The following is an 18212-nucleotide window of genomic DNA, read 5'->3' as shown; positions in this document are numbered from 1 at the left end:
GCCATGGAGGACAGGGCTGTGACCGCTTAAGCGGCTCTCTGTCATGAATTAAGGAACGACCTCCGCCAAACAAGCGGAGGTTTTCGTTTTAAGCGTCAAACTACCCCTGCCAGCGTTTTAGCAAAATACTTGCGTTAACTCCCCCAAAACCGAATCCGTTCGACAGGGCATAGGTCATTGCCATCGGTTGCGCTTTGTTAGCCACCAAATGCAAACCGGCTGCAGCGGGGTCGGGATTATCCAGATTCAGGGTTGCCGGCGCGATTTGATCGCGCAGCGCCAGGGCGGTGAAAATGGTTTCCAGCCCGCCTGCGGCTCCCAGCAGATGGCCGGTGGCCGATTTGGTGGAGGTGATAGCGATATGCCCGTCGGTGCCGAACAGATGTTTGATGGCGTTGATTTCACCCAGATCGCCAACCGGGGTTGAGGTGGCGTGCGCGTTCAGATGCTGAACCTGATCGGGTGTGACACCAGCCTGTTTCAGCGCAATCTTCATCGCCCGGTAGGCGCCGTCGCCATCTTCGGCCCCGGAGGTCATATGGTAGGCATCCGCACTGGTGCCGTAACCGACAATCTCCGCTAATGGCTTGGCACCGCGTGCCAATGCATGCTCCAATGTTTCGATCACCAACATTCCGGCACCTTCACCCATCACAAAGCCGTCACGGGCGCTGTCGAATGGGCGTGACGCTTTGGTCGCGGCATCGGCTGGAGCGGTAGACATGGCCCTGGCTGCGGCAAAGCCCCCCAGGCTAACGGTATCGATCGCGGCTTCTGTTCCGCCACATAAGGCAATATCGGCTTCATCGTTGCGGATCATCCGCACCGCATCACCAATGGCCTGCACGCCTGCCGCACAGGCGGTGACCGGTGCGCCGATCGGCCCTTTAAATTGATGCTTGATGGAGACATGACCAGCGGCCAGGTTAACCAAAAAGGAAGGAATAGTGAAAGGAGAGAGGCGCTTCGGCCCACGGCTATCCGTGGTGCGTACCGCATGGGCGATAGCGGGGAAGCCGCCAATGCCGGAGGCGATCACGGTGGCCGTCCGTTCCTGTTTCTCCTCGCTATCGGCGTTCCAGCCAGACTGCTTGATGGCTTCGTCAGCGGCGGCCATCGCCAGCAGAATAAAGCGGTCCATTTTCTTTTGGTCTTTCGGTGCCACGCTCAGGTCTGGATCAAAACCGGCAACGGCATCCTGCTCCAGCGTGGGGACCTGGCCACCAATCTTGACCTGCAAATCTGCCACCATCTGTTCTGGCAACGGGCTGATACCCGATTGGCCCGCCAACAGGCGTTGCCAGATTGGCTCTACGCCGCAACCTAAAGGAGAGACGGCCCCCATACCGGTGATAACTATACGACGACTGCTCATAATGACTCCTTGGATGATTCGCTAAGTAAGGCGTAGTGATGCTGCATCAGAGAAGCACGGCGTGACATGGCTTCCCCAGCCGCAGGACCTGCCGCCAACGTGATGTGCTGTAGGGCGATAGGCTGCTGGGTTAGCGCATCGATTAATTGAGGCTGTATCGGTTGACCGCTGCGCCGATCGACCAGTTCTGCGCTGTGCGCCCCTTCGGTCAGATGAGTATTGCCCCACTGAAACAGCGTTACCAGCACCGGGAAGAAATCCTTGCCACGCTCGGTTAACAGATATTGGTAGCGTACCGGGCGAGTCTGGTAGCGTTGCTTATACAGAATGCCGCTTTCCACCAGGAATTTGAGCCTGCGGGTCAGCAGCGTGGGAGATAGCCCCAGGCTTTGCTGAAACTCGTCAAACTTGCTCAGGCCATGAAAGGCATCGCGCAGGATCAGAATGCTCCACCATTCCCCCACACGCCCCAAAGAACGGGCGATTGGGCAGGGAGTCGTTGCAAAACTGGTTTTTTTCATGCAGCCCTCTCAGTGGATACATTTATTGTAGTTACTATGTGGTGATAAAATAACCTATCAGGTATTAATTATTGTTGGGAAATAAACGGCGACCGAGAAAGGTCGCCGCAGGGCATTAGAACGCCGCAGCGTCCTTGAACAGGCCTACTTTCAGATCGCTAGCGGTATAGATCACTTTGCCATCGCACAGCACTTCGCCGTCAGCCACGCCCATAATCAGCTTGCGGATGATCACGCGTTTGAAGTTGATGCGGTAGGTGACCTTCTTGGCGGTTGGCAGCACCTGACCGGTGAATTTCACTTCGCCAACGCCCAGTGCGCGGCCTTTGCCTTCGCCGCCCATCCAGCCGAGGTAGAAACCTACCAACTGCCACATGGCATCCAGACCCAGGCAGCCTGGCATGACCGGATCGCCAATAAAGTGGCAATCGAAGAACCACAGGTCCGGATTGATATCGAGCTCAGCTTCTACGTAGCCTTTATTGTGGCTACCACCGTCTTCGGTCATCTTGACCACGCGGTCCATCATTAACATGTTACCTGATGGCAATGGCGGGCCACCGGCGCCAAACAGTTCGCCACGGCCCGATGCTTCGAGATCTTGTTTTGTATAGGATTCGCGTTTATCTACCATGTTCTCAGTAAACCTTATTTTGATGAAGGACGCAGATTAACTTACACGTGTACGCTGAACAAGTCCGATCAGCCACGGCTGAACCAGTTAAGCCAGCGTAATGGCCATGGCAACGGACGCCGTTCTGGCAATATGGCCTGCGCAATCCGCTCCTGAATGGCGGCCAGCAGGCTAGGTTGTTGCTCATCGGCGAACGGATAACCGGTCAATAACGGCAAGGCCTCTGCAACGCTATCTACCGCCCACAGATGGAATTGCCCTTCACGTACCGCGTCGACGACGTCTGGGCGCAGGCAGAGGTGCCGCACGTTGCTGGCTGGCAGGATCACGCCCTGTTTGCCCGTCAGGCCGCGGCGCAGGCAGACCTCGAAGAAACCTTCGATTTTCTCGTTTGCGCCACCAATCGGTTGTACGTTACCAAACTGGTCAACGGAACCGGTCACGGCGATTTGCTGGGTGATCGGCTGCTGTGACAATGCGCTGATCAGGGCGCAGAGCTCGGCCAGTGAGGCGCTGTCCCCGTCAACTTCGCCGTAGGATTGCTCAAAGACGATCGAGGCGGAGAAGGGGAGTTGCTGATCGAGATCCAGTTCGGAGATCAGGAACGCCTGCATGATCATCATGCCTTTGGCGTGCAGATTGCCACCCAACTCGGCCTTGCGTTCCACATCGGTGAATTCGCCATCGCCCAGGTGGACTACACAACTGATGCGCGAAGGTTCGCCAAAGCTGCGCGGATGCCCTGGATAATCCAGCACCGAAAGGCCGTTAATCTGACCAATCACCTCACCTTCGGTTTCGATCATGATCTGGCCCAGCTCAATCTCGTCCTGCATGCGTTCTGCAAGATAACTTTCACGCCATTCACGGGCATTTAACGCCGCTTCTAACGCTTTAGCTGTGATCTGCTCCTCTTCGGCATACAGAGCGGCCTCAGAAAGCTGCTGGCTGACCCACAGGGGCGATAGCGGTAGGTTACCCTGGTCACCGGTATGGCGTACCGCCTGAACCATTAGAGGCTGCCAGGCGTCGGTTGCCAACGGCGGTAATTGCTGCTCGGCGACCACGCTATTGATATAGCCACACCATTGCACCATATCGTCTGGCTCGGTGAGCTGCAGGTCGTCTTCATATTCACCGTAGACGGCCTGACCGCAGACTTCAGGCTCCATATCGTGGAAATCAGCCAGACCATGGCGATCGCCCACCACAATCAGGCGTAACTCCAGTGGCATGGGAGGGATAGAAAGCGGCAGCGGCCGGGTTTCATCTGGCGTCAGCCACTGGAATTGGCGCTGGGTAATCATCTGCTTGAGGCGCAGCCACAATAGCGGCTGTGCCAACAGGGCACGCGCCGACAGGATCAGTACACCGCCATTGGCCTGATGGACTAGGCCCGGCTGCAAGGTGATCGCACCATTGTGCATTCTGACGCAGCCAAATAACTGTTCTGGCTCAACCCATTCCTGGTAAACGCAAGCACCACCGGCGGCAAAAGGTTCATCGCCGCGAATAGCATTTTTGATGCTGACGGTGTCGCCCTCAATCACGTAGTGACTGCCTTTAACGGTATTCTGCGGTTGCAACTCTTCTGCCGCTCGGGCGATCAACGCCAGATACTCACGTGTTTCCTGTGCTTTCAACAGCATAAAACGTGGCAGAGAAAGCGGATGCAAAAACAGCGTCAGCGCATTCTCCAAACGGGGCTGGATTGCAGAAAAGGCCGCAGGTGCCAATTGAGCAGCGGAATCGAAAATCGCCTGATAAGGCGTAGCAGCAGGCAACAGAGATTGCCATTCAAGTCGGTTATTGGTCAAAGTGTTAGATGCAATCGTCAAAAAGGGAAAGCGCGATTATACAAGAATAACGCCAGCTTGATACATCCAGAGTCATTGTTGAACATCGGAGTTGGGTATTGCATGGTTTTTGTGCAAAAAACCGGCAAAAACGGTCGGTAATTGCCGAGGAAAAGTTGGCTAAAGCTGTTATGCTTATTAAAGTTACACGGTCACAGCAGAGTTCACGATGAAATATCAGCAACTGGAAAATCTGGAGAGCGGTTGGAAATGGAAGTACCTGGTCAAAAAGCACCGGGAAGGTGAAGCGATCACCCGCTACATTGAAAACAGCCTTGCTCAGGAGGTCATTGACGAACTGCTGAAACTGGAAAATGAACCGGTAAAAGTGCTGGCGTGGATCGATGAGCACATGAATCCGACGCTGGATAACCGGATGAAGCAAACCATCCGTGCTCGGCGTAAGCGTCATTTTAACTCGGAACATCAGCATACGCGCAAGAAATCGATCGATCTGGAGTTCCTGGTCTGGCAACGTTTGGCTGCGTTGGCGCATCGCCGTGGCGTCACCCTGTCGGAAACCGTCGTTCAGTTGATCGAAGATGCCGAGCGCAAAGAGAAGTATGCTAGCCAGATGTCATCGCTGAAACAGGATCTACAGGCGATCCTGGGTAAGGATGATAAATAGCATTTGCCTGATATTTAGGCCAAAAAAAACCCCGCAATGCGGGGTTTTTACTAAGAAGCGCTGACTTAGCCCTGAGGCTGAGAAACAACTTCTTTGATACCTTTAACTTCGATCTCTACGCGACGATCTGGAGCCAGACATGCGATCTGAGCTGCAGTTGCGCGGCCTGAACGGTAGCCACAGGTGTCACCAGTGATTGGGTTAGCTTCGCCCATACCACGTGCAGAAATCTTGTCTGAAGGGATACCTTTAGACACGAGGTAATCTACAACGCTTTGTGCGCGGCGCTCAGACAGGCGCAGGTTGTATTCTGCTGAACCTACTGCATCAGTGAAGCCCAGAACAACAACAGAACCGTCTTTCGGATCCAGTGAGCTCAGTTGGGTGTACAGCTGATCCAGAGCCTGTTGGCCTTCTGGCTTCAGGGTCGCTTTGTTGAACGCGAACAGAACGTCAGAAGTCAGAGTGAACTTCTTGGTCTCAACAACTGGAGCTGGAGCCGGGGTTGGAGCAACTACTGGAGCTGCTTCTTCCTGGCCAAAGCGGTAGGAAACACCTACGCTCAGCATGCCGTTGTCTGGACGTGCACCAACGGTACCAGCGTCACCGATGTTGTTAACCCACTGGTAGTCCAGGCGGGTAGCCCAGTCACGAGTCAGTGCGTATTCAACACCCACTGCTGCCAATGGAGAAACGCCAGTGTCATGGTTGCCACCGTTAGAACCAACACCATCACTGTCTGCACGCCATACCATGCCGCCCAGACGGGTGTAGATGTCCAGATCGTTAGCGACTGGGTAGCTCAGTTTAGCTGCCAGTTGAACGCCTTGAGCTTTGAAAGAACCACGGTTAGCACCGGTGTATTTCATACGACCTAACCAGTCGTAGCCCATTTCGAAGCCCAGGTATTGGTTTGCCTGATAACCAGCGAATGCACCAGCACCAATCTGGTCTTTACGCGCGTCGTTATCAACGGTGTAACCGTTACCGTAGAACCCGGTGTCATGGAACTGGGACCAACCCAGTTTAGCACCAGTGTACCAAGTGTCGTCTTTTGGTGCGGCTTGCGCTACTGTAGCGAAACCTGCCAGTGCCACTGCTAATGCGATAGCTGTCTTTTTCATTTTGCGCCTCGTTATCATCCAAATAGGCAATGAGCTTTAAAGCTGCTTTAAGCCCTTGGTTTAAATTCCTTCGCCAAGGTTTGAGCCCTCGTTTGTTACTCTGCCAGTTTTTCTGGCGTTATAGAGCAACCTTGGCGATGTAAAGTCTACAACGTGGCGCGAAAGTTACAAGTGTGATGTGATAAAGCTCTAAAAAAAAACATGGAATTAGACATATCCTCTAACATATCGGGCCGCTAAACGAGGCTTTTCTTTGCATGAAAAGTGACGCCGAACCGCAGCCAACCTCGTTTTTCGCCCGATTTCGCTGGAGTTGCCAGAGCAAGCGATAAAAATGATGGGAAAAATCCTAAATTTACTTAATGATACAAAGAAGAGTGAATTTTTAAGGTTGAGCAGTGTCTGTCGGCAGCAACGATGTCACGTTGGGGGCGCATAATGAACCCATAGGCATTGCCCAACTCTGCTGCTCGACTTAGCCTTAGACGATCCGCTTGTGTCAATTCTGGTAACCAGCCTAACACCACACTGTAATTTCCTGTCAGTAAAGCCTTCTCCATGGCGTCTACGGTAGCCAGTGGATTGATCTGATTAAGCTGAACGACCTTATCAACCGGCAGGCTGGCCTGTTGCAGCCAGGTTTTGCTCAGTTTCTGCTGTGGGGTCAACCACAGTAACCAACGTGATTGCCTGCCCAACTGCTGCAACAGAGGCACCAATAACTGGGCTACGGCGGGTTGCCGCTCATTGTAAACAAGCTCACTGATTAGGCCATTTTCGTTGCCCTCTTGCGCAGGGATCACCGCTTGCTCCGCAGGCATTGAGGATTGGCTAAAATGAGGTTGATAAAGTGATTGAGTACGCATGTCGTCTCCCGCCCGTAGTGTTACTGTATGTATATACAGTATAGCCATCGAAACAGAAGATCAACCCAAATTTTCGTAACGCTTCGCATAATTGGGATTATTTTTTGTACGCCTTGATTTTATGATTGGCACGGCTGGGGATAATGCGTATTTTTTTTAATTAGTTGTTCAGGTTACGTTTATTCCAACAAAAAATGCCCAATGACAATGGATTATATAAGGAGATGTTAATGAATGGAGGATCGCTAAGGAGGATCGAACAGGCAAAGGCCTGCTTTGCCGCCCTGGGAAATATTGCCATACGCTCGCAGTTTGGCGGCTATGCTCTGCTGGCGGACGGCACAATGTTCGCGGTCATTGCCGAAGGTGAGCTGTATTTACGTGCAACAGAAAGCCTAGAAACCGCGTTCCGTGAGCGTGGCATGGTGAATATGACCTATTTAAAGCGTGGGGTCCCCATGATCATGCGCTATTACTGGGTGAATGAAGAGCTATGGGGGCAGCGTCGCGAGCTGTGTGCGCTTGCCTGGCAGGCTCTTTGTGAGACGCGTAAAGAAATTAAGGTAAAAAAACGCTGCAATGGCAGATTGAAAGATTTACCGAATATCGATGCCTCATTAGAGCGGCAGCTGTGGCGAGCAGGGATATGTAATATTTATGATTTTCGGTTGTTGGGGGCCAAGGATAGCTATCTGAAGCTGCTGCAACAGCAAAAAAATCTGGGCATGAAAGTGCTGATGTCACTGGCGGGGGCCATGGCGGGCTACCATCATGCCGCCTTGCCTAATCGGCAAAGAGAAGCGTTGACCGAATGGTTCAAAAGAAACGCGCTCCTTCCCTGCTTCGAGGCGCGATCAGAAGACCGCGCCTGTGGCCCACATCCTTGAATTATCAACCTGCTTTGGCAATTTGCGTATTAAGTGCCGTCAGCTCTGGTAGCAACTCGAGCACCAGGCCAATTTGCTGCAACACCAGCTGTTCTTTACTTTCCGGCTCCGGAACCAGCGCTGTAATACGCTCGGAGAGGGCTTCCAGTGCCTGCATGATACGCTGATGATCATGAGCATCGTGGTGTAATGCGCCATCAACATAGCAAACCGCATCGTTGAGCAAGTCCAGCACGGCAGCATTTTCCAGGCGCTCACGGTGGGCACCCAGGGCGGAAATATAGCTCAGCAAGGTATGGTTGAGGCACAGCAGGCGGAATGCCGCTTCCTGAAGGGTTTTATCGGCCTTGGGGTCGGCAGACATGTTAGAGATCACTGACGCCAACTCAGCATCGCTATTATGAGCATCACGGCGGGCAATACGATAAGGCAGGCCGTTATCCTTGCCCTGATGGTACTGCACCAGAATGGCATCCAGATAGCGGCAGTCGGCATTCAGTGTCTTACGCACCATGGCTGGTAACTGACGGAACTGCCAGTCTGGCCAGATAAAACTCACCGCAGCCCAGGCAATGGCACAACCCAGCAAGGTATCGTAGACGCGTGGAGCCGCCACCTCAAACCCTTCGCCCAGCAGGTTAAAGCATAGCAAGACCAACAGGGTAATAAACATCGTGGCGTGGGCATATTGCACGGTACGGAAGGCGAAGAACAATACCCCAGAGATCACGATCAGGATCAATTGCCCTTCCAGCGAGGGGACAAAATACAGGATTGGCAAGCCGATAAAAATGCCCGCCAGAGTGCCGATGATCCGTAACGCCAAGCGCCTGCGGGTGGCGTTATAGTTGGGCTGGCAGACAAACAGGCTGGTCAGCAGGATCCAATAACCGTGTTGCATCCCGGTCAGTTGAATAAACGCATAGCCCACGCACAACACCACGGACATACGGATGGCGTGGCGGAATAGGGCGGATTGTGGTGTCAGATGGCGGCCGATACGCAAGCGAATATCGCTCCAGCCGGTGAGCCGGTCATCTGACAGACTGTTTTCCTCAGTCTGACCACTCGCCAAGGATTGTTCAGACTCGATATTGGCCAACTGGGCGTCAATGGCCCGTAAATTTTTCAGCAGGTGGGATAGCGCTCTGGTCAGTTCGCGATTTTCTGCGGTAACGGTAATCCGGGTTAGCGCCTCTTCCAGGCGCGAAAAAGCGGGTTCAAAACGGGGGTTATGCACATATTTCTGCCGTAGCAGTATCGACTGCGCCAGCTGCTGGCAGGCTCGAGCCTGCTTGGCCAGTAGCCGCTGGAAGCGGAACAGGATATCGCTGTGGCGGAACTGTTGGCTCAGAGCCTGATACTGTACGTGGGAGGAACTGGCTCGTTCATGGATATCCTGGGCAACAAAATAATAGTGCAGCGTTCTGCGGGTGCCGCGCTGGCCACGGTCGCCTTTCAAGCGGGTCAGCAGAGAAGCCTTGGTCAGGTTAAGCGTGGTGACCAAGGTGCTGTTGGCCATCGCCACGTCCACCCACGGCAAATCGGTGTCCGATTCGGCATCCGGATCGAACAGATTGGCCTTGGCATCCAGATAGTTGGCCAACTGCTCATAGCAGCGGGCCAGGTTTTCCTGCAGTGGCTTGATAGGGAATAGCAGATGACCGATCAGCGTCAGCAAGTTATACCAAACGGCACCGATAATCAGCAGGGTAGGTTGCTGGTACCAGGCGTCGTACATGGAGGTGCCAAGCATGGCGTAGACGGCGATCAGCAAGGCACCGAAGGCGATAGTAGCGTAACGCTGCCCTAATGCCCCCAGCAGGATAAAGCCGCAGGTTGAGGTCGTCAGCCCAAGGGCAAACAGCCAGGGGTAAGGAAACAGCAGTTCAATCGATGCCGAGGCCACAAAAAAGCAAACCAGCGTAATGAGCAGATTACGTAATCGTCCTGCTAGCCGGTCGTCCAGATCTGCTAGCGCGGCAGCAACGACACCCAGCGTTAATGGAATGGTCAGTTTAGGAACCCCCAACCACCACGGCACCGCAGAGGCCCCGGTCAGAGCGATAAAAATACGCAAGTTATAAAGCAGGTTGCTGTTATAGGTATAACGCCGAATTTTGGGTGCTAAAGAGAGCACTACAAGCTCCTAAATGGGAGAAAAGTAAACGCGATTAAAAGCGGCGGCGGGCGTTCTCGATCCGTGCCTGTTGGGCCACCTCAACGGAAACGACGCGGCGGCCGACTGGCCACAGGGCGATAGCGGCTATCTTGAAATTGGCAATGCCCACCGGAATACCAATAATGGTGATGCACTGGGCGATACCCGCAACAATGTGTGACAGGCACAGCCACCAGCCGAACAGGACCAGCCAGACGATATTCAGCAAAGAACCGCCGGCAGTCAGCAGGGTATTGCTTTTCTCTGGGTATAATTCATCAACATGGATCGCTTCGTTGCCAAATGGCAGCAAGGAGATTTTGGTGATTTCCCAGCAGGAGCGGGTCAATGGCAGGGTGAAAATCAGCACCACGCTGAAGAAGGTGGCAATCAGCCAGCCAAGAGTGGTGAAAAAACCACCCAACACGAAATTAAGAACGTTCAACACAGTACGCATAGTCGTCATTCTGCTCTAATGATGGCCAAACGGCACGGGGGAAGTATTCATCAGCATAACGCAAAAACTATTCTACCCTTTTTTTAACGCTAGAGTGCCATTGCTTAACGCAGGTAAACTGGTAGCAATTCTACCCTATGGATTTCAAGCTGCAGCTTGAAAGACGACGGGTATATCTCAACATGATTATGGCATGGGCATATGGAACTTAAAGCGACATCGCTGGGCAAGCACCTGGCACAGCATCCTTACAACCGCGTACGGTTGCTGCATGCCGGCGTTGAGGTGAGCGGCGAGAAGCATGAATACCTGATCCCTTTCAACCAGTTGATCCAGGTGCGTTGTAAACGCGGGATCGTCTGGGGGGAACTCGAGTTTGAGCTGCCGGATGAAAAGGTCGTGCGCCTGCACGGTACCGAATGGCAGGAAACCCAGCGCTTTTACCACTATCTGCAGCAGTCCTGGCAGCAGTGGAGTAGCGAGATGAGTGAAGTGAGCGCCGAGGTATTGCAACAGCAGGTTGATCGTATCCACCAAATTGAGCAACAGGACAAGTGGTTCAAGCGTGCCGAATTGAGCAACTTACAGCAGCAGATCCGCCAGTCATTTGGCGCACTACCCATGCCGGTGGCGCGGCTGGATGAGTTTGAAAACTGTCGGGAAAGTTATCACTTGTGCTTGCAGTGGCTCAAATCTGGCCTGCGCAGCGTGGCACAACGCAATCAACGGTGGGGCGACCGGATGCTGGAAAACCACCAGGATTTCTTCCAGACCGTTGAAACTTCACCGTTGAATGAATCGCAAAGCCGGGCCGTGGTGAACGGCGAGGATGCCGTATTGGTACTCGCGGGGGCGGGGAGTGGCAAGACCTCGGTACTGGTGGCGCGGGCAGGCTGGTTACTACTGCGCCAAGAGGCCGAACCTGAGCAGATCCTGTTGCTGGCATTTGGCCGCAAAGCCGCCGAAGAGATGAACGAACGCATTCAGGAAAGCTTGGGCAGCGTAGCGATCCAGGCGAAAACGTTTCATGCGCTGGCGCTGCAGATTATCCAGCAGGGTAGCCGCAAAGCGCCAGCGATCAGCAAGTTGGAAACCGACAGCAAGGCGCGCCGGGCGTTGCTGATCACCCACTGGCAACAGCAGTGCAGCGAGAAAAAAGCGCAGGCCAAAGGCTGGCGCCAATGGTTAACGGAAGAGCTGGAGTGGGAATTGCCCGAGGGCGACTTCTGGCATGACTCGCGTCTGGCGGAGCGTTTGAGCGGGCGTCTGGAGCGCTGGCTTGGCTTGATGCGTACCCACGGAGGTAGCCAGGCAGAGATGATAGAGCAGGCTGACGAGGAGATCCGCGATCTGTTCAGCAAACGCATTCGCCTGATGGCCCCCTTGCTGAAAGCGTGGAAAACCGCGCTGAAGGACGAAGGTGCGGTCGATTTTGCCGGGTTGATCCATCAAGCCGTCAATCTGTTGGAAAAGGGGCGCTTTATCAGCCCGTGGAAGCATATCCTGGTGGATGAGTTCCAGGATATCTCACCGCAGCGTGCGCAGTTGTTGGCGGCACTGCGTAAGCAAAACAAGCAGACCAGCCTGTTTGCCGTTGGGGATGATTGGCAGGCGATTTACCGTTTCAGCGGGGCAGAACTGTCGCTGACCACCGCCTTTGCCGAGAACTTTGGCGCAGGCGATCAGTGTGCCCTGGATACCACCTACCGCTTTAACGATCGGATCGGTGAAGTGGCCAACGGCTTTGTACAGCAGAACCCGCACCAGTTGAAAAAGCCGCTCAATAGCCTGACCAAGGGCAACAAAAAGTCGGTGGTTATCCTGCCGCAGGAGCAGTTGGAAGCGTTGCTGGACAAGCTGAGTGGCTACGCGAAGCCGCAGGAACGTATTTTGGTGCTGGCGCGCTACCATCATCTCAAGCCGGAGGTGTTGCAAAAGGCGGCGACGCGTTGGCCGAAGTTAGACATCGAGTTTATGACGATCCATGCCAGCAAAGGCCAGCAGGCCGATTACGTGATCGTTGCCGGGTTGTATGAAGGCAAGGATGGATTCCCGGCGGAGGTCCGTGAATCCGTGCTTGAAGAGGTATTATTGCCTCAGCCAGAGGATTTCCCTGATGCGGAGGAGCGGCGTTTGCTCTATGTCGCCCTCACGCGGGCGAGGCATCAGGTTTGGTTACTCCAGGATCGCGAACGCCCGTCGGTATTTATTGAACAGTTGCAAGATATTGGCGTGCCATCGCAGAGAAAACCGTAAACCACAGGCCTGTGGCATTATTTCAGGCGTTCGGCGAGGTACTTTTCGTAATCAGGAATAGCGATTACCACTTCGCTTTTGAACAGCGAGGAGTCGATCAGGAAATCTGCGGTGGAGCGGTTGGTTGCCACCGGAATGTTCCAGACCGTGGCCAGGCGCAGCAAAGCTTTGACATCGGGATCGTGCGGCACGGCATTTAGCGGATCCCAGAAGAAGATCAGCATATCAATCTTGCCTTCGGATATCAGTGCGCCTACTTGCTGATCGCCGCCCATTGGGCCACTCAGCATGCTCTGCACCGGGATACCGCTGGCCCGCTGGATCAAATTGCCGGTGGTGCCCGTGGCATACAGCTGATGCTGCGCAAGTATTTCCTTATTGTCTTCAACCCATTTCAGTAAGGCTTGCTTGCGATGGTCGTGAGCAACGAGCGCAATATGCTTGCGTGCTGCGATGGTGCGGGTGGTTTGTTCCATGTCGCTATCCTCGGAAAATCGAATGATTCGCCACAGATTACTGAAACTGCATTTCACTGCCTAGTGCTAACGCGGGAAATTGCGAACCAACCACGCCTTTAAGGGAGAATGGCGTGGTTGGTTGTATTTAACGGTTGCGAGATTGGCCGGCCCAGACGATAAACCGCTTTTGCGTTTCGGGATCGGCGCGCAGGAACCAGTATTGCAGCATTTTCTCGGCAACGTTATCACCGTTCAGGGGGGTAACCGCTGGGCTACCCGGCGCTGCTGCGATCACACTGGCGCGCAGATGTGCTAACGCCGGAACGGAGGCCTGGCGATTTTGAGCGTTATAATCGGCAACGATCTTTTCCAGGTCATTATCATTGGGTGAAGCCGTTAGCGCTAATACATCCCGTTTGATTGCCAACGGCTTGCCGTGGTTACCCAGAATTTTATAATTCGGTGCTTTATCAAACCGCTGGGCATCCTGCTCATTTTCGATACGCGGTAGCTCAATGGTGACGGCGCTGACGTTTTGACTGTTAAACACCACAATCTGCGCAGATGAAGTGTAAAGCACCTGAGAGCGTGGCTCTTTACGAACGGATTTGGTGACTTTGAACAGCAACTGATGCTGCCCGTCATTCAATTCCAGACTATCGGCTCCTTTTAACAACGAGCCCGTCATTTGCTTGCCGTCGACCACCATAAGCTCGATGTCCGGGGAAAGCTTCAGGGTCGTAGCTGCGGCCGAAACGCTCAGCGATATTCCAAGCAGCCCCGCAACCACCAGACCAAATTTCATTGTTACTTCCTTTTCTTGGAACAGGCTGACTAGTGTTGGATACGCCACTAGTTATGTCAAATCTTTTCAGAATACCGTTTAATTTACATTTATATACGTTTAGATAATTTTTGAAATATATCACTGATTACAACCGACCAGCGAACAGTATAGTCGTGGACTGATAACAAATTTTAACCGATGTTGGCGTTTCGGTTACACTGATGAAAGGCCATTTCCGGCAAAATATCAGGAGCGAAAAATGCAAGACCCAGCAATTGCAGAGGTACTCAAGCAGGTCAAAACCATTGCGCTGGTGGGCGCCAGTGATAAACCGGCCCGAGCCAGCTATGGCGTAATGGCTTATTTATTGGCGCAAGGCTATCAGGTCATTCCGGTGAGCCCGAAGCTGGCCGGGCAGGCGCTGCTTGGGCAGGTGGTTTATGCCACATTGGAGGATATTCCTCACCCTGTCGATATGGTGGATGTGTTCCGTAACTCGGAGGCGGCGTACGGGGTGGCGCAGGAGGCCATCGCGATAGGTGCCAAGGTGCTGTGGTTACAAATCGGGGTGATCAACGAACCGGCGGAAGCATTGGCCAAACAGGCTGGGTTAACGGTGATTATGGATCGCTGCCCGAAGATTGAGATCCCGCGCCTGGGATTGGCTCGCTGATTAAGTGAAAACGCCAGGGCTGGCCCTGGCGTTTGAGACTGCTGATAGACTTCAACCAGTTACGCTACGTAGAGGCGCTGGTTTCTCAGGTTTGACGCTCAGTTACGCAGCCGGGGGGCCTGCAACTGGCTGCGAATAGATTCCGCCAGCTCATCCAGAGAAGGTTGTTCAGGGTGCGCATCCTGTGCTTCTCCCGCCAACTGGGCTTCGGCCAGATAGGTGTGAACCGGCTGGCCTTCATCGTCTTCCATCACCACGTGATACCACGGGGCGAGACGCAACTCATCGTTGGCCGCAATCTCGTCTGGTTTTGGATGTTCCAGAGAGTATTCTGGATCGACATCAATCACCACCCCCAAATACCCCAGCAGCCGGTGACGAACCTGCTGACCGATACCGAATTTGCTGGCTATCATATGACCTCCTGAGAAACAGTGCATTAAACTCTATATGAGGACAAATACAGCGCATTTCAAGTTACATCACCCGGCACGCAAACCCTTTCAGATACAAGCCTTCAGGATAAGTCGCAATCACCGGGTGATCCGCAGCCTGTCGGAACTGCTCTACAAATTGTACATCACGCCCGGCATCTACAGCGGCATCGGCCAAAATTTTCTGGAACAAATCGGTCGGCATCAGGCCTGAGCAGGAGAAGCTGAGCAGAATGCCGCCCGGGTTCAGCAACTGGAAGGCTAACATATTGATGTCTTTATAACCGCGACAGGCGCTGGCCAACTGGTTTTTGTTTTCGACAAACTTCGGTGGATCCATGATGATCAGGTCGAATTTCTCACCCTGCGTGCGGTAGTTGCGCAGCAGTTGGAATACGTCATCACGCACAAACTCGGCCTTGCTTAAATCCAACTGGTTCAGTTCGATGTTCTGCTTGGCGATGTCCAGCGCGGCCTGTGACGTATCTACGCTAATGACCTGCTCACACCCGCCCATCAAGGCAGACACTGCGAAAGCGCCGGTGTACGAGAAGCAGTTGAGCACGCGACGGCCTGCGGAATAATTACGTGCCGCCAGGCGGCTATCACGCTGATCGAGATAAAAACCGGTCTTGTGGCCTTGTTGAATGTCCACCAGCAGTTTCATACCATGCTCGGTGATCGGTAGCAGGGCCGGGGGCAGATCGCCCAGCACCGGGCCTTGGGTGAGCGGCAAGCCCTCTTTCTTACGTACGGCAACGTCTGAACGATCGTAGATCGCGCAGTCTGGATAGCAGTGCTGGAGAGCAGAAAGCAGCGGGGCGCGCTGATATTCGGCACCGGCGGAAAGTAACTGTAAAACCAGGAAGTTCTGGAAGCGATCGATAGTGATCCCCGGCATACCGTCAGACTCACCGGCGATCAGGCGATAACCGTCCAGCCCGTCACGCTTTGCGACCCAATCGCGCCAGCTCTGTGCCTGCTGCAGCCGGCTGATAAAGAAGGCGATGTCGATCTCTTCGTCCTGCTTGAAGGTCCAGACGCGTGCACGAATTTGCGATTCTGGTGAATAGGCACCGCGTGCCAGCCATTTACCCTGGCTGTCATGGATATCGATGGTTTCGCCGGACTGGGCTTTACCTTCGACACGGAGAACAGCGCCAGAGAAAATCCACGGATGGCGACGGAGTAAGGACTTTTCACGTCCTTTGGCAAGGGTCAAGCGTGCGGTCATAATTAAGTATGCTGCCAGATAGAGAAAAAAGAGTGACACACTCTGGGCATCAGCGCAGAGAATGCCTGTAATGAAATCGATCAGGAGCCGATTATGACACAAGTTTGTATTGCCGCGTATGTCTATGGTGTGGTGCAGGGGGTCGGGTTTCGCTATAACACTCAACACCAGGCCACTGCGTTGGGGTTAACCGGCTATGCACGTAATCTGGATGACGGCAGCGTGGAAGTGCTGGCCTGTGGCGAGCAACAGGCCGTTGATCAACTGATGGCATGGCTGAAAAGCGGCGGCCCACGCAGCGCACGCGTTGACCGCGTGCTGGTGGAACCGCGTGGAGTTGTTGAATATAAGGGCTTTAGTATCCGCTATTAAACAGGGGCTAGATGCACTTCACCGGCTTTGGCAACCCGGCGATCTTGGTCGCCTGTTTGGCCGGGCCTTTCGGGAATAGGCGATACAGGTAGCGGCTGCTGCCTTTCTCTTCGCCGTATTTTTGCGCCATCGCCTTGACCAGCATGCGAATGGCTGGCGAAGTATTAAATTCCTGATAGAAGCTACGCACAAAGCGTATGACTTCCCAATGCGCTTCGCTCAGTTCAATCTCTTCCTGGGCCGCTAACAGCGGGGCCAGCCCTTCGTGCCAGTCGGCGCTGTTTTTCAGGTAGCCCTGGGCGTCAGTTTCAATCGTCTGACCTGCAAACTCCAACATACAGCCTCGGTAATCGGTAATTCATTGCGGGCCACAGTCTAGCAAACTTTTGCCCCGGCAAAAATAAAGCCCCGCATGGCGGGGCTTTATATTGCTGACATTCCCTCACTGGGGCCAGCAAAACTTAGGGGCGCTGCATGCTGCGCCCGCTTCGCTGTATCAGTTGCTGCGGGCAAAGCCCAGAATGCTCAGCAGGCTGATAAACATGTTATACAGCGAGACATACAGGCTGACGGTGGCACGGATATAGTTGGTTTCGCCGCCATGAATGATGTTGCTGGTTTCCCACAGCATGGCACCGGCAGAGAACAGAATAAACAGTGCGCTAATGGCCAGGTGCAGGGCAGGGATCTGCAGGAACAGGTTGGCGATAACCGCCACCAGCAGCACCACGAAGCCCGCCATCATCATGCCAGACAGGAACGACATGTCTTTACGGGTGGTCAGCACATAAGCCGAGCAGCAGAAGAACACCACTGCGGTACCGCCCAGCGCCAGCATGATCAAATCACCCGCGCCAGCGTTCAGGAACGAGCTCAGGATCGGGCCAAGGGCGTAGCCCATAAAGCCGGTGAAGGCGAAGGCCGCCAGAATACCGGCAGGGCTATTGGCCAGCTTATGGGTCAGGAACATCAAACCATAAAAGCCGACCAGCATTAACAGCAGCCCAGGAGCCGGTAAGCCCAGCATGGTGCTGGCGGTTGCGGTCAGTGCTGAAAAGGCCAGCGTTAACGACAGCAGAAAATAGGTGTTACGCAGGACTTTATGCGTGCTTAGCAAAGAGTCGCGCGAGGAGGATGAGACGACAATGCGGTCCATATGATCTCTCTTATCAGGTCATCACAAAATTGATCATGATGATAGTGCAGTGCAAGCCATTGATTAAAGATTGTTTACCATTCTTTACCCTACGTGACTACTGGGGTATTGCTGAACCTTGATTGCCGATTTCTTCATCGGTCAGATTGCAGATGCCGTTTTTTCGTCCGGTTGAACGGTTTCAGGCTTTACAACGGGATCGGCTGTGTTTATAGTTCGCTGCATTACGGAGGGGTGGCCGAGTGGCTGAAGGCAACGGTCTTGAAAACCGTCGACGGGAAACCGTTCCAGAGTTCGAATCTCTGCTCCTCCGCCATATTATGAATGACCCCA

The 18212-nt window shown here is 53.8% G+C and carries 19 protein-coding genes and 1 tRNA gene; 6 read left to right on the top strand and 14 right to left on the bottom strand.

Going from position 1 to position 18212, the window contains the following annotated elements; genetic code table 11:
* Window positions 1-100 precede the first annotated feature (100 nt).
* The 4 genes from fabF to ACLQ7H_RS00135 all read right to left on the bottom strand — a co-directional run bounded on the left by fabF (window position 101) and on the right by ACLQ7H_RS00135 (window position 4347).
* Window positions 101-1375, bottom strand: a complete 1275-nt coding sequence (gene fabF, locus ACLQ7H_RS00150) for a beta-ketoacyl-ACP synthase II (protein ID WP_411750923.1) — start codon at window positions 1373-1375, stop codon at window positions 101-103.
* On the bottom strand, window positions 1372-1896 hold the full coding sequence (locus tag ACLQ7H_RS00145; protein ID WP_411750922.1) for a winged helix-turn-helix transcriptional regulator: 525 nt from the start codon (window positions 1894-1896) through the stop codon (window positions 1372-1374). Before ACLQ7H_RS00145 ends, fabF begins: the two co-directional genes overlap by 4 nt.
* A 115-nt stretch (window positions 1897-2011) precedes the next feature.
* On the bottom strand, window positions 2012-2530 hold the full coding sequence (gene fabA / locus ACLQ7H_RS00140) for a bifunctional 3-hydroxydecanoyl-ACP dehydratase/trans-2-decenoyl-ACP isomerase (RefSeq protein WP_024485665.1): 519 nt from the start codon (window positions 2528-2530) through the stop codon (window positions 2012-2014).
* 68 nt (window positions 2531-2598) lie between these two features.
* Window positions 2599-4347, bottom strand: a complete 1749-nt coding sequence (locus ACLQ7H_RS00135) for an AAA family ATPase (RefSeq protein ID WP_411750921.1) — start codon at window positions 4345-4347, stop codon at window positions 2599-2601.
* Between the two features lie 208 nt (window positions 4348-4555).
* Between ACLQ7H_RS00135 and matP the strand changes: the two genes are divergently transcribed.
* The gene (gene matP, locus ACLQ7H_RS00130; RefSeq protein WP_411750920.1) at window positions 4556-5014 is read left to right on the top strand and encodes a macrodomain Ter protein MatP; all 459 of its coding nucleotides are present in this window, start codon (window positions 4556-4558) and stop codon (window positions 5012-5014) included.
* A 65-nt stretch (window positions 5015-5079) separates the two neighbouring features.
* Here the strand turns inward: matP and ompA are convergent, their stop codons facing one another.
* Together ompA and sulA are read right to left on the bottom strand one after the other, a co-directional pair.
* A complete protein-coding gene (ompA, locus tag ACLQ7H_RS00125; RefSeq protein WP_411750919.1) occupies window positions 5080-6138 on the bottom strand; it encodes a porin OmpA in 1059 nt (352 codons plus the stop codon).
* Window positions 6139-6497: 359 nt separating this feature from the next.
* Window positions 6498-7004, bottom strand: a complete 507-nt coding sequence (sulA, locus tag ACLQ7H_RS00120) for an SOS-induced cell division inhibitor SulA (RefSeq protein WP_411750918.1) — start codon at window positions 7002-7004, stop codon at window positions 6498-6500.
* Between the two features lie 230 nt (window positions 7005-7234).
* Here sulA and ACLQ7H_RS00115 point away from each other — a divergent pair, with 230 nt between their 5' ends.
* Window positions 7235-7891, top strand: coding sequence for a TfoX/Sxy family DNA transformation protein (locus ACLQ7H_RS00115; protein WP_411750917.1), 657 nt, complete (start codon window positions 7235-7237; stop codon window positions 7889-7891).
* Window positions 7892-7895: 4 nt separating this feature from the next.
* Here the strand turns inward: ACLQ7H_RS00115 and yccS are convergent, their stop codons facing one another.
* Both yccS and ACLQ7H_RS00105 read right to left on the bottom strand, forming a co-directional pair.
* Complete coding sequence (gene yccS / locus ACLQ7H_RS00110) at window positions 7896-10031, bottom strand: YccS family putative transporter (RefSeq protein ID WP_411750916.1); 2136 nt, start codon at window positions 10029-10031, stop codon at window positions 7896-7898.
* Window positions 10032-10065: 34 nt separating this feature from the next.
* Window positions 10066-10509, bottom strand: coding sequence for a YccF domain-containing protein (locus ACLQ7H_RS00105; RefSeq protein WP_411750915.1), 444 nt, complete (start codon window positions 10507-10509; stop codon window positions 10066-10068).
* Window positions 10510-10710: 201 nt separating this feature from the next.
* Between ACLQ7H_RS00105 and helD the strand changes: the two genes are divergently transcribed.
* The gene (helD, locus tag ACLQ7H_RS00100; RefSeq protein ID WP_411750914.1) at window positions 10711-12765 is read left to right on the top strand and encodes a DNA helicase IV; all 2055 of its coding nucleotides are present in this window, start codon (window positions 10711-10713) and stop codon (window positions 12763-12765) included.
* Window positions 12766-12782: 17 nt separating this feature from the next.
* On the opposite strand, the gene ACLQ7H_RS00095 is transcribed toward helD, so the two are convergent.
* Both ACLQ7H_RS00095 and ACLQ7H_RS00090 read right to left on the bottom strand, forming a co-directional pair.
* Complete coding sequence (locus tag ACLQ7H_RS00095; RefSeq protein WP_021182049.1) at window positions 12783-13241, bottom strand: methylglyoxal synthase; 459 nt, start codon at window positions 13239-13241, stop codon at window positions 12783-12785.
* A gap of 127 nt (window positions 13242-13368) precedes the next feature.
* Window positions 13369-14028: a DUF2057 family protein gene (locus ACLQ7H_RS00090; RefSeq protein ID WP_411750913.1), complete on the bottom strand. Its 660-nt coding sequence runs from the start codon at window positions 14026-14028 to the stop codon at window positions 13369-13371.
* A 241-nt stretch (window positions 14029-14269) separates the two neighbouring features.
* On the opposite strand from ACLQ7H_RS00090, the gene ACLQ7H_RS00085 reads away from it, so the two are divergent.
* Window positions 14270-14683: a CoA-binding protein gene (locus tag ACLQ7H_RS00085; protein WP_411750912.1), complete on the top strand. Its 414-nt coding sequence runs from the start codon at window positions 14270-14272 to the stop codon at window positions 14681-14683.
* Between the two features lie 98 nt (window positions 14684-14781).
* On the opposite strand, the gene hspQ is transcribed toward ACLQ7H_RS00085, so the two are convergent.
* Window positions 14782-15099 carry a heat shock protein HspQ gene (hspQ, locus tag ACLQ7H_RS00080; protein ID WP_411750911.1) on the bottom strand — a complete coding sequence of 106 codons (318 nt, stop codon included), beginning with the start codon at window positions 15097-15099 and terminating at the stop codon, window positions 14782-14784.
* A gap of 61 nt (window positions 15100-15160) precedes the next feature.
* The gene (gene rlmI, locus ACLQ7H_RS00075) at window positions 15161-16351 is read right to left on the bottom strand and encodes a 23S rRNA (cytosine(1962)-C(5))-methyltransferase RlmI (protein WP_411750910.1); all 1191 of its coding nucleotides are present in this window, start codon (window positions 16349-16351) and stop codon (window positions 15161-15163) included.
* Window positions 16352-16444: 93 nt separating this feature from the next.
* On the opposite strand from rlmI, the gene yccX reads away from it, so the two are divergent.
* Window positions 16445-16723 (top strand): acylphosphatase, encoded by a 279-nt coding sequence (yccX, locus tag ACLQ7H_RS00070; protein WP_411750909.1) that lies wholly within the window; start codon window positions 16445-16447, stop codon window positions 16721-16723.
* A 7-nt stretch (window positions 16724-16730) separates the two neighbouring features.
* Here the strand turns inward: yccX and tusE are convergent, their stop codons facing one another.
* Together tusE and yccA are read right to left on the bottom strand one after the other, a co-directional pair.
* Window positions 16731-17060 carry a sulfurtransferase TusE gene (tusE, locus tag ACLQ7H_RS00065; protein WP_411750908.1) on the bottom strand — a complete coding sequence of 110 codons (330 nt, stop codon included), beginning with the start codon at window positions 17058-17060 and terminating at the stop codon, window positions 16731-16733.
* Window positions 17061-17219: 159 nt separating this feature from the next.
* Window positions 17220-17879, bottom strand: coding sequence for an FtsH protease modulator YccA (yccA, locus tag ACLQ7H_RS00060; RefSeq protein WP_021181987.1), 660 nt, complete (start codon window positions 17877-17879; stop codon window positions 17220-17222).
* A gap of 228 nt (window positions 17880-18107) precedes the next feature.
* Here yccA and ACLQ7H_RS00055 point away from each other — a divergent pair.
* Window positions 18108-18195, top strand: a tRNA-Ser gene (locus ACLQ7H_RS00055).
* The last annotated feature ends 17 nt before the right edge of the window (window positions 18196-18212 follow it).

Source organism: Serratia sp. (in: enterobacteria) (genome assembly GCF_046715635.1).
In the GTDB taxonomy this organism is placed as follows: domain Bacteria; phylum Pseudomonadota; class Gammaproteobacteria; order Enterobacterales; family Enterobacteriaceae; genus Chania.
This window is presented reverse-complemented; position numbering and strand designations above follow the sequence as displayed.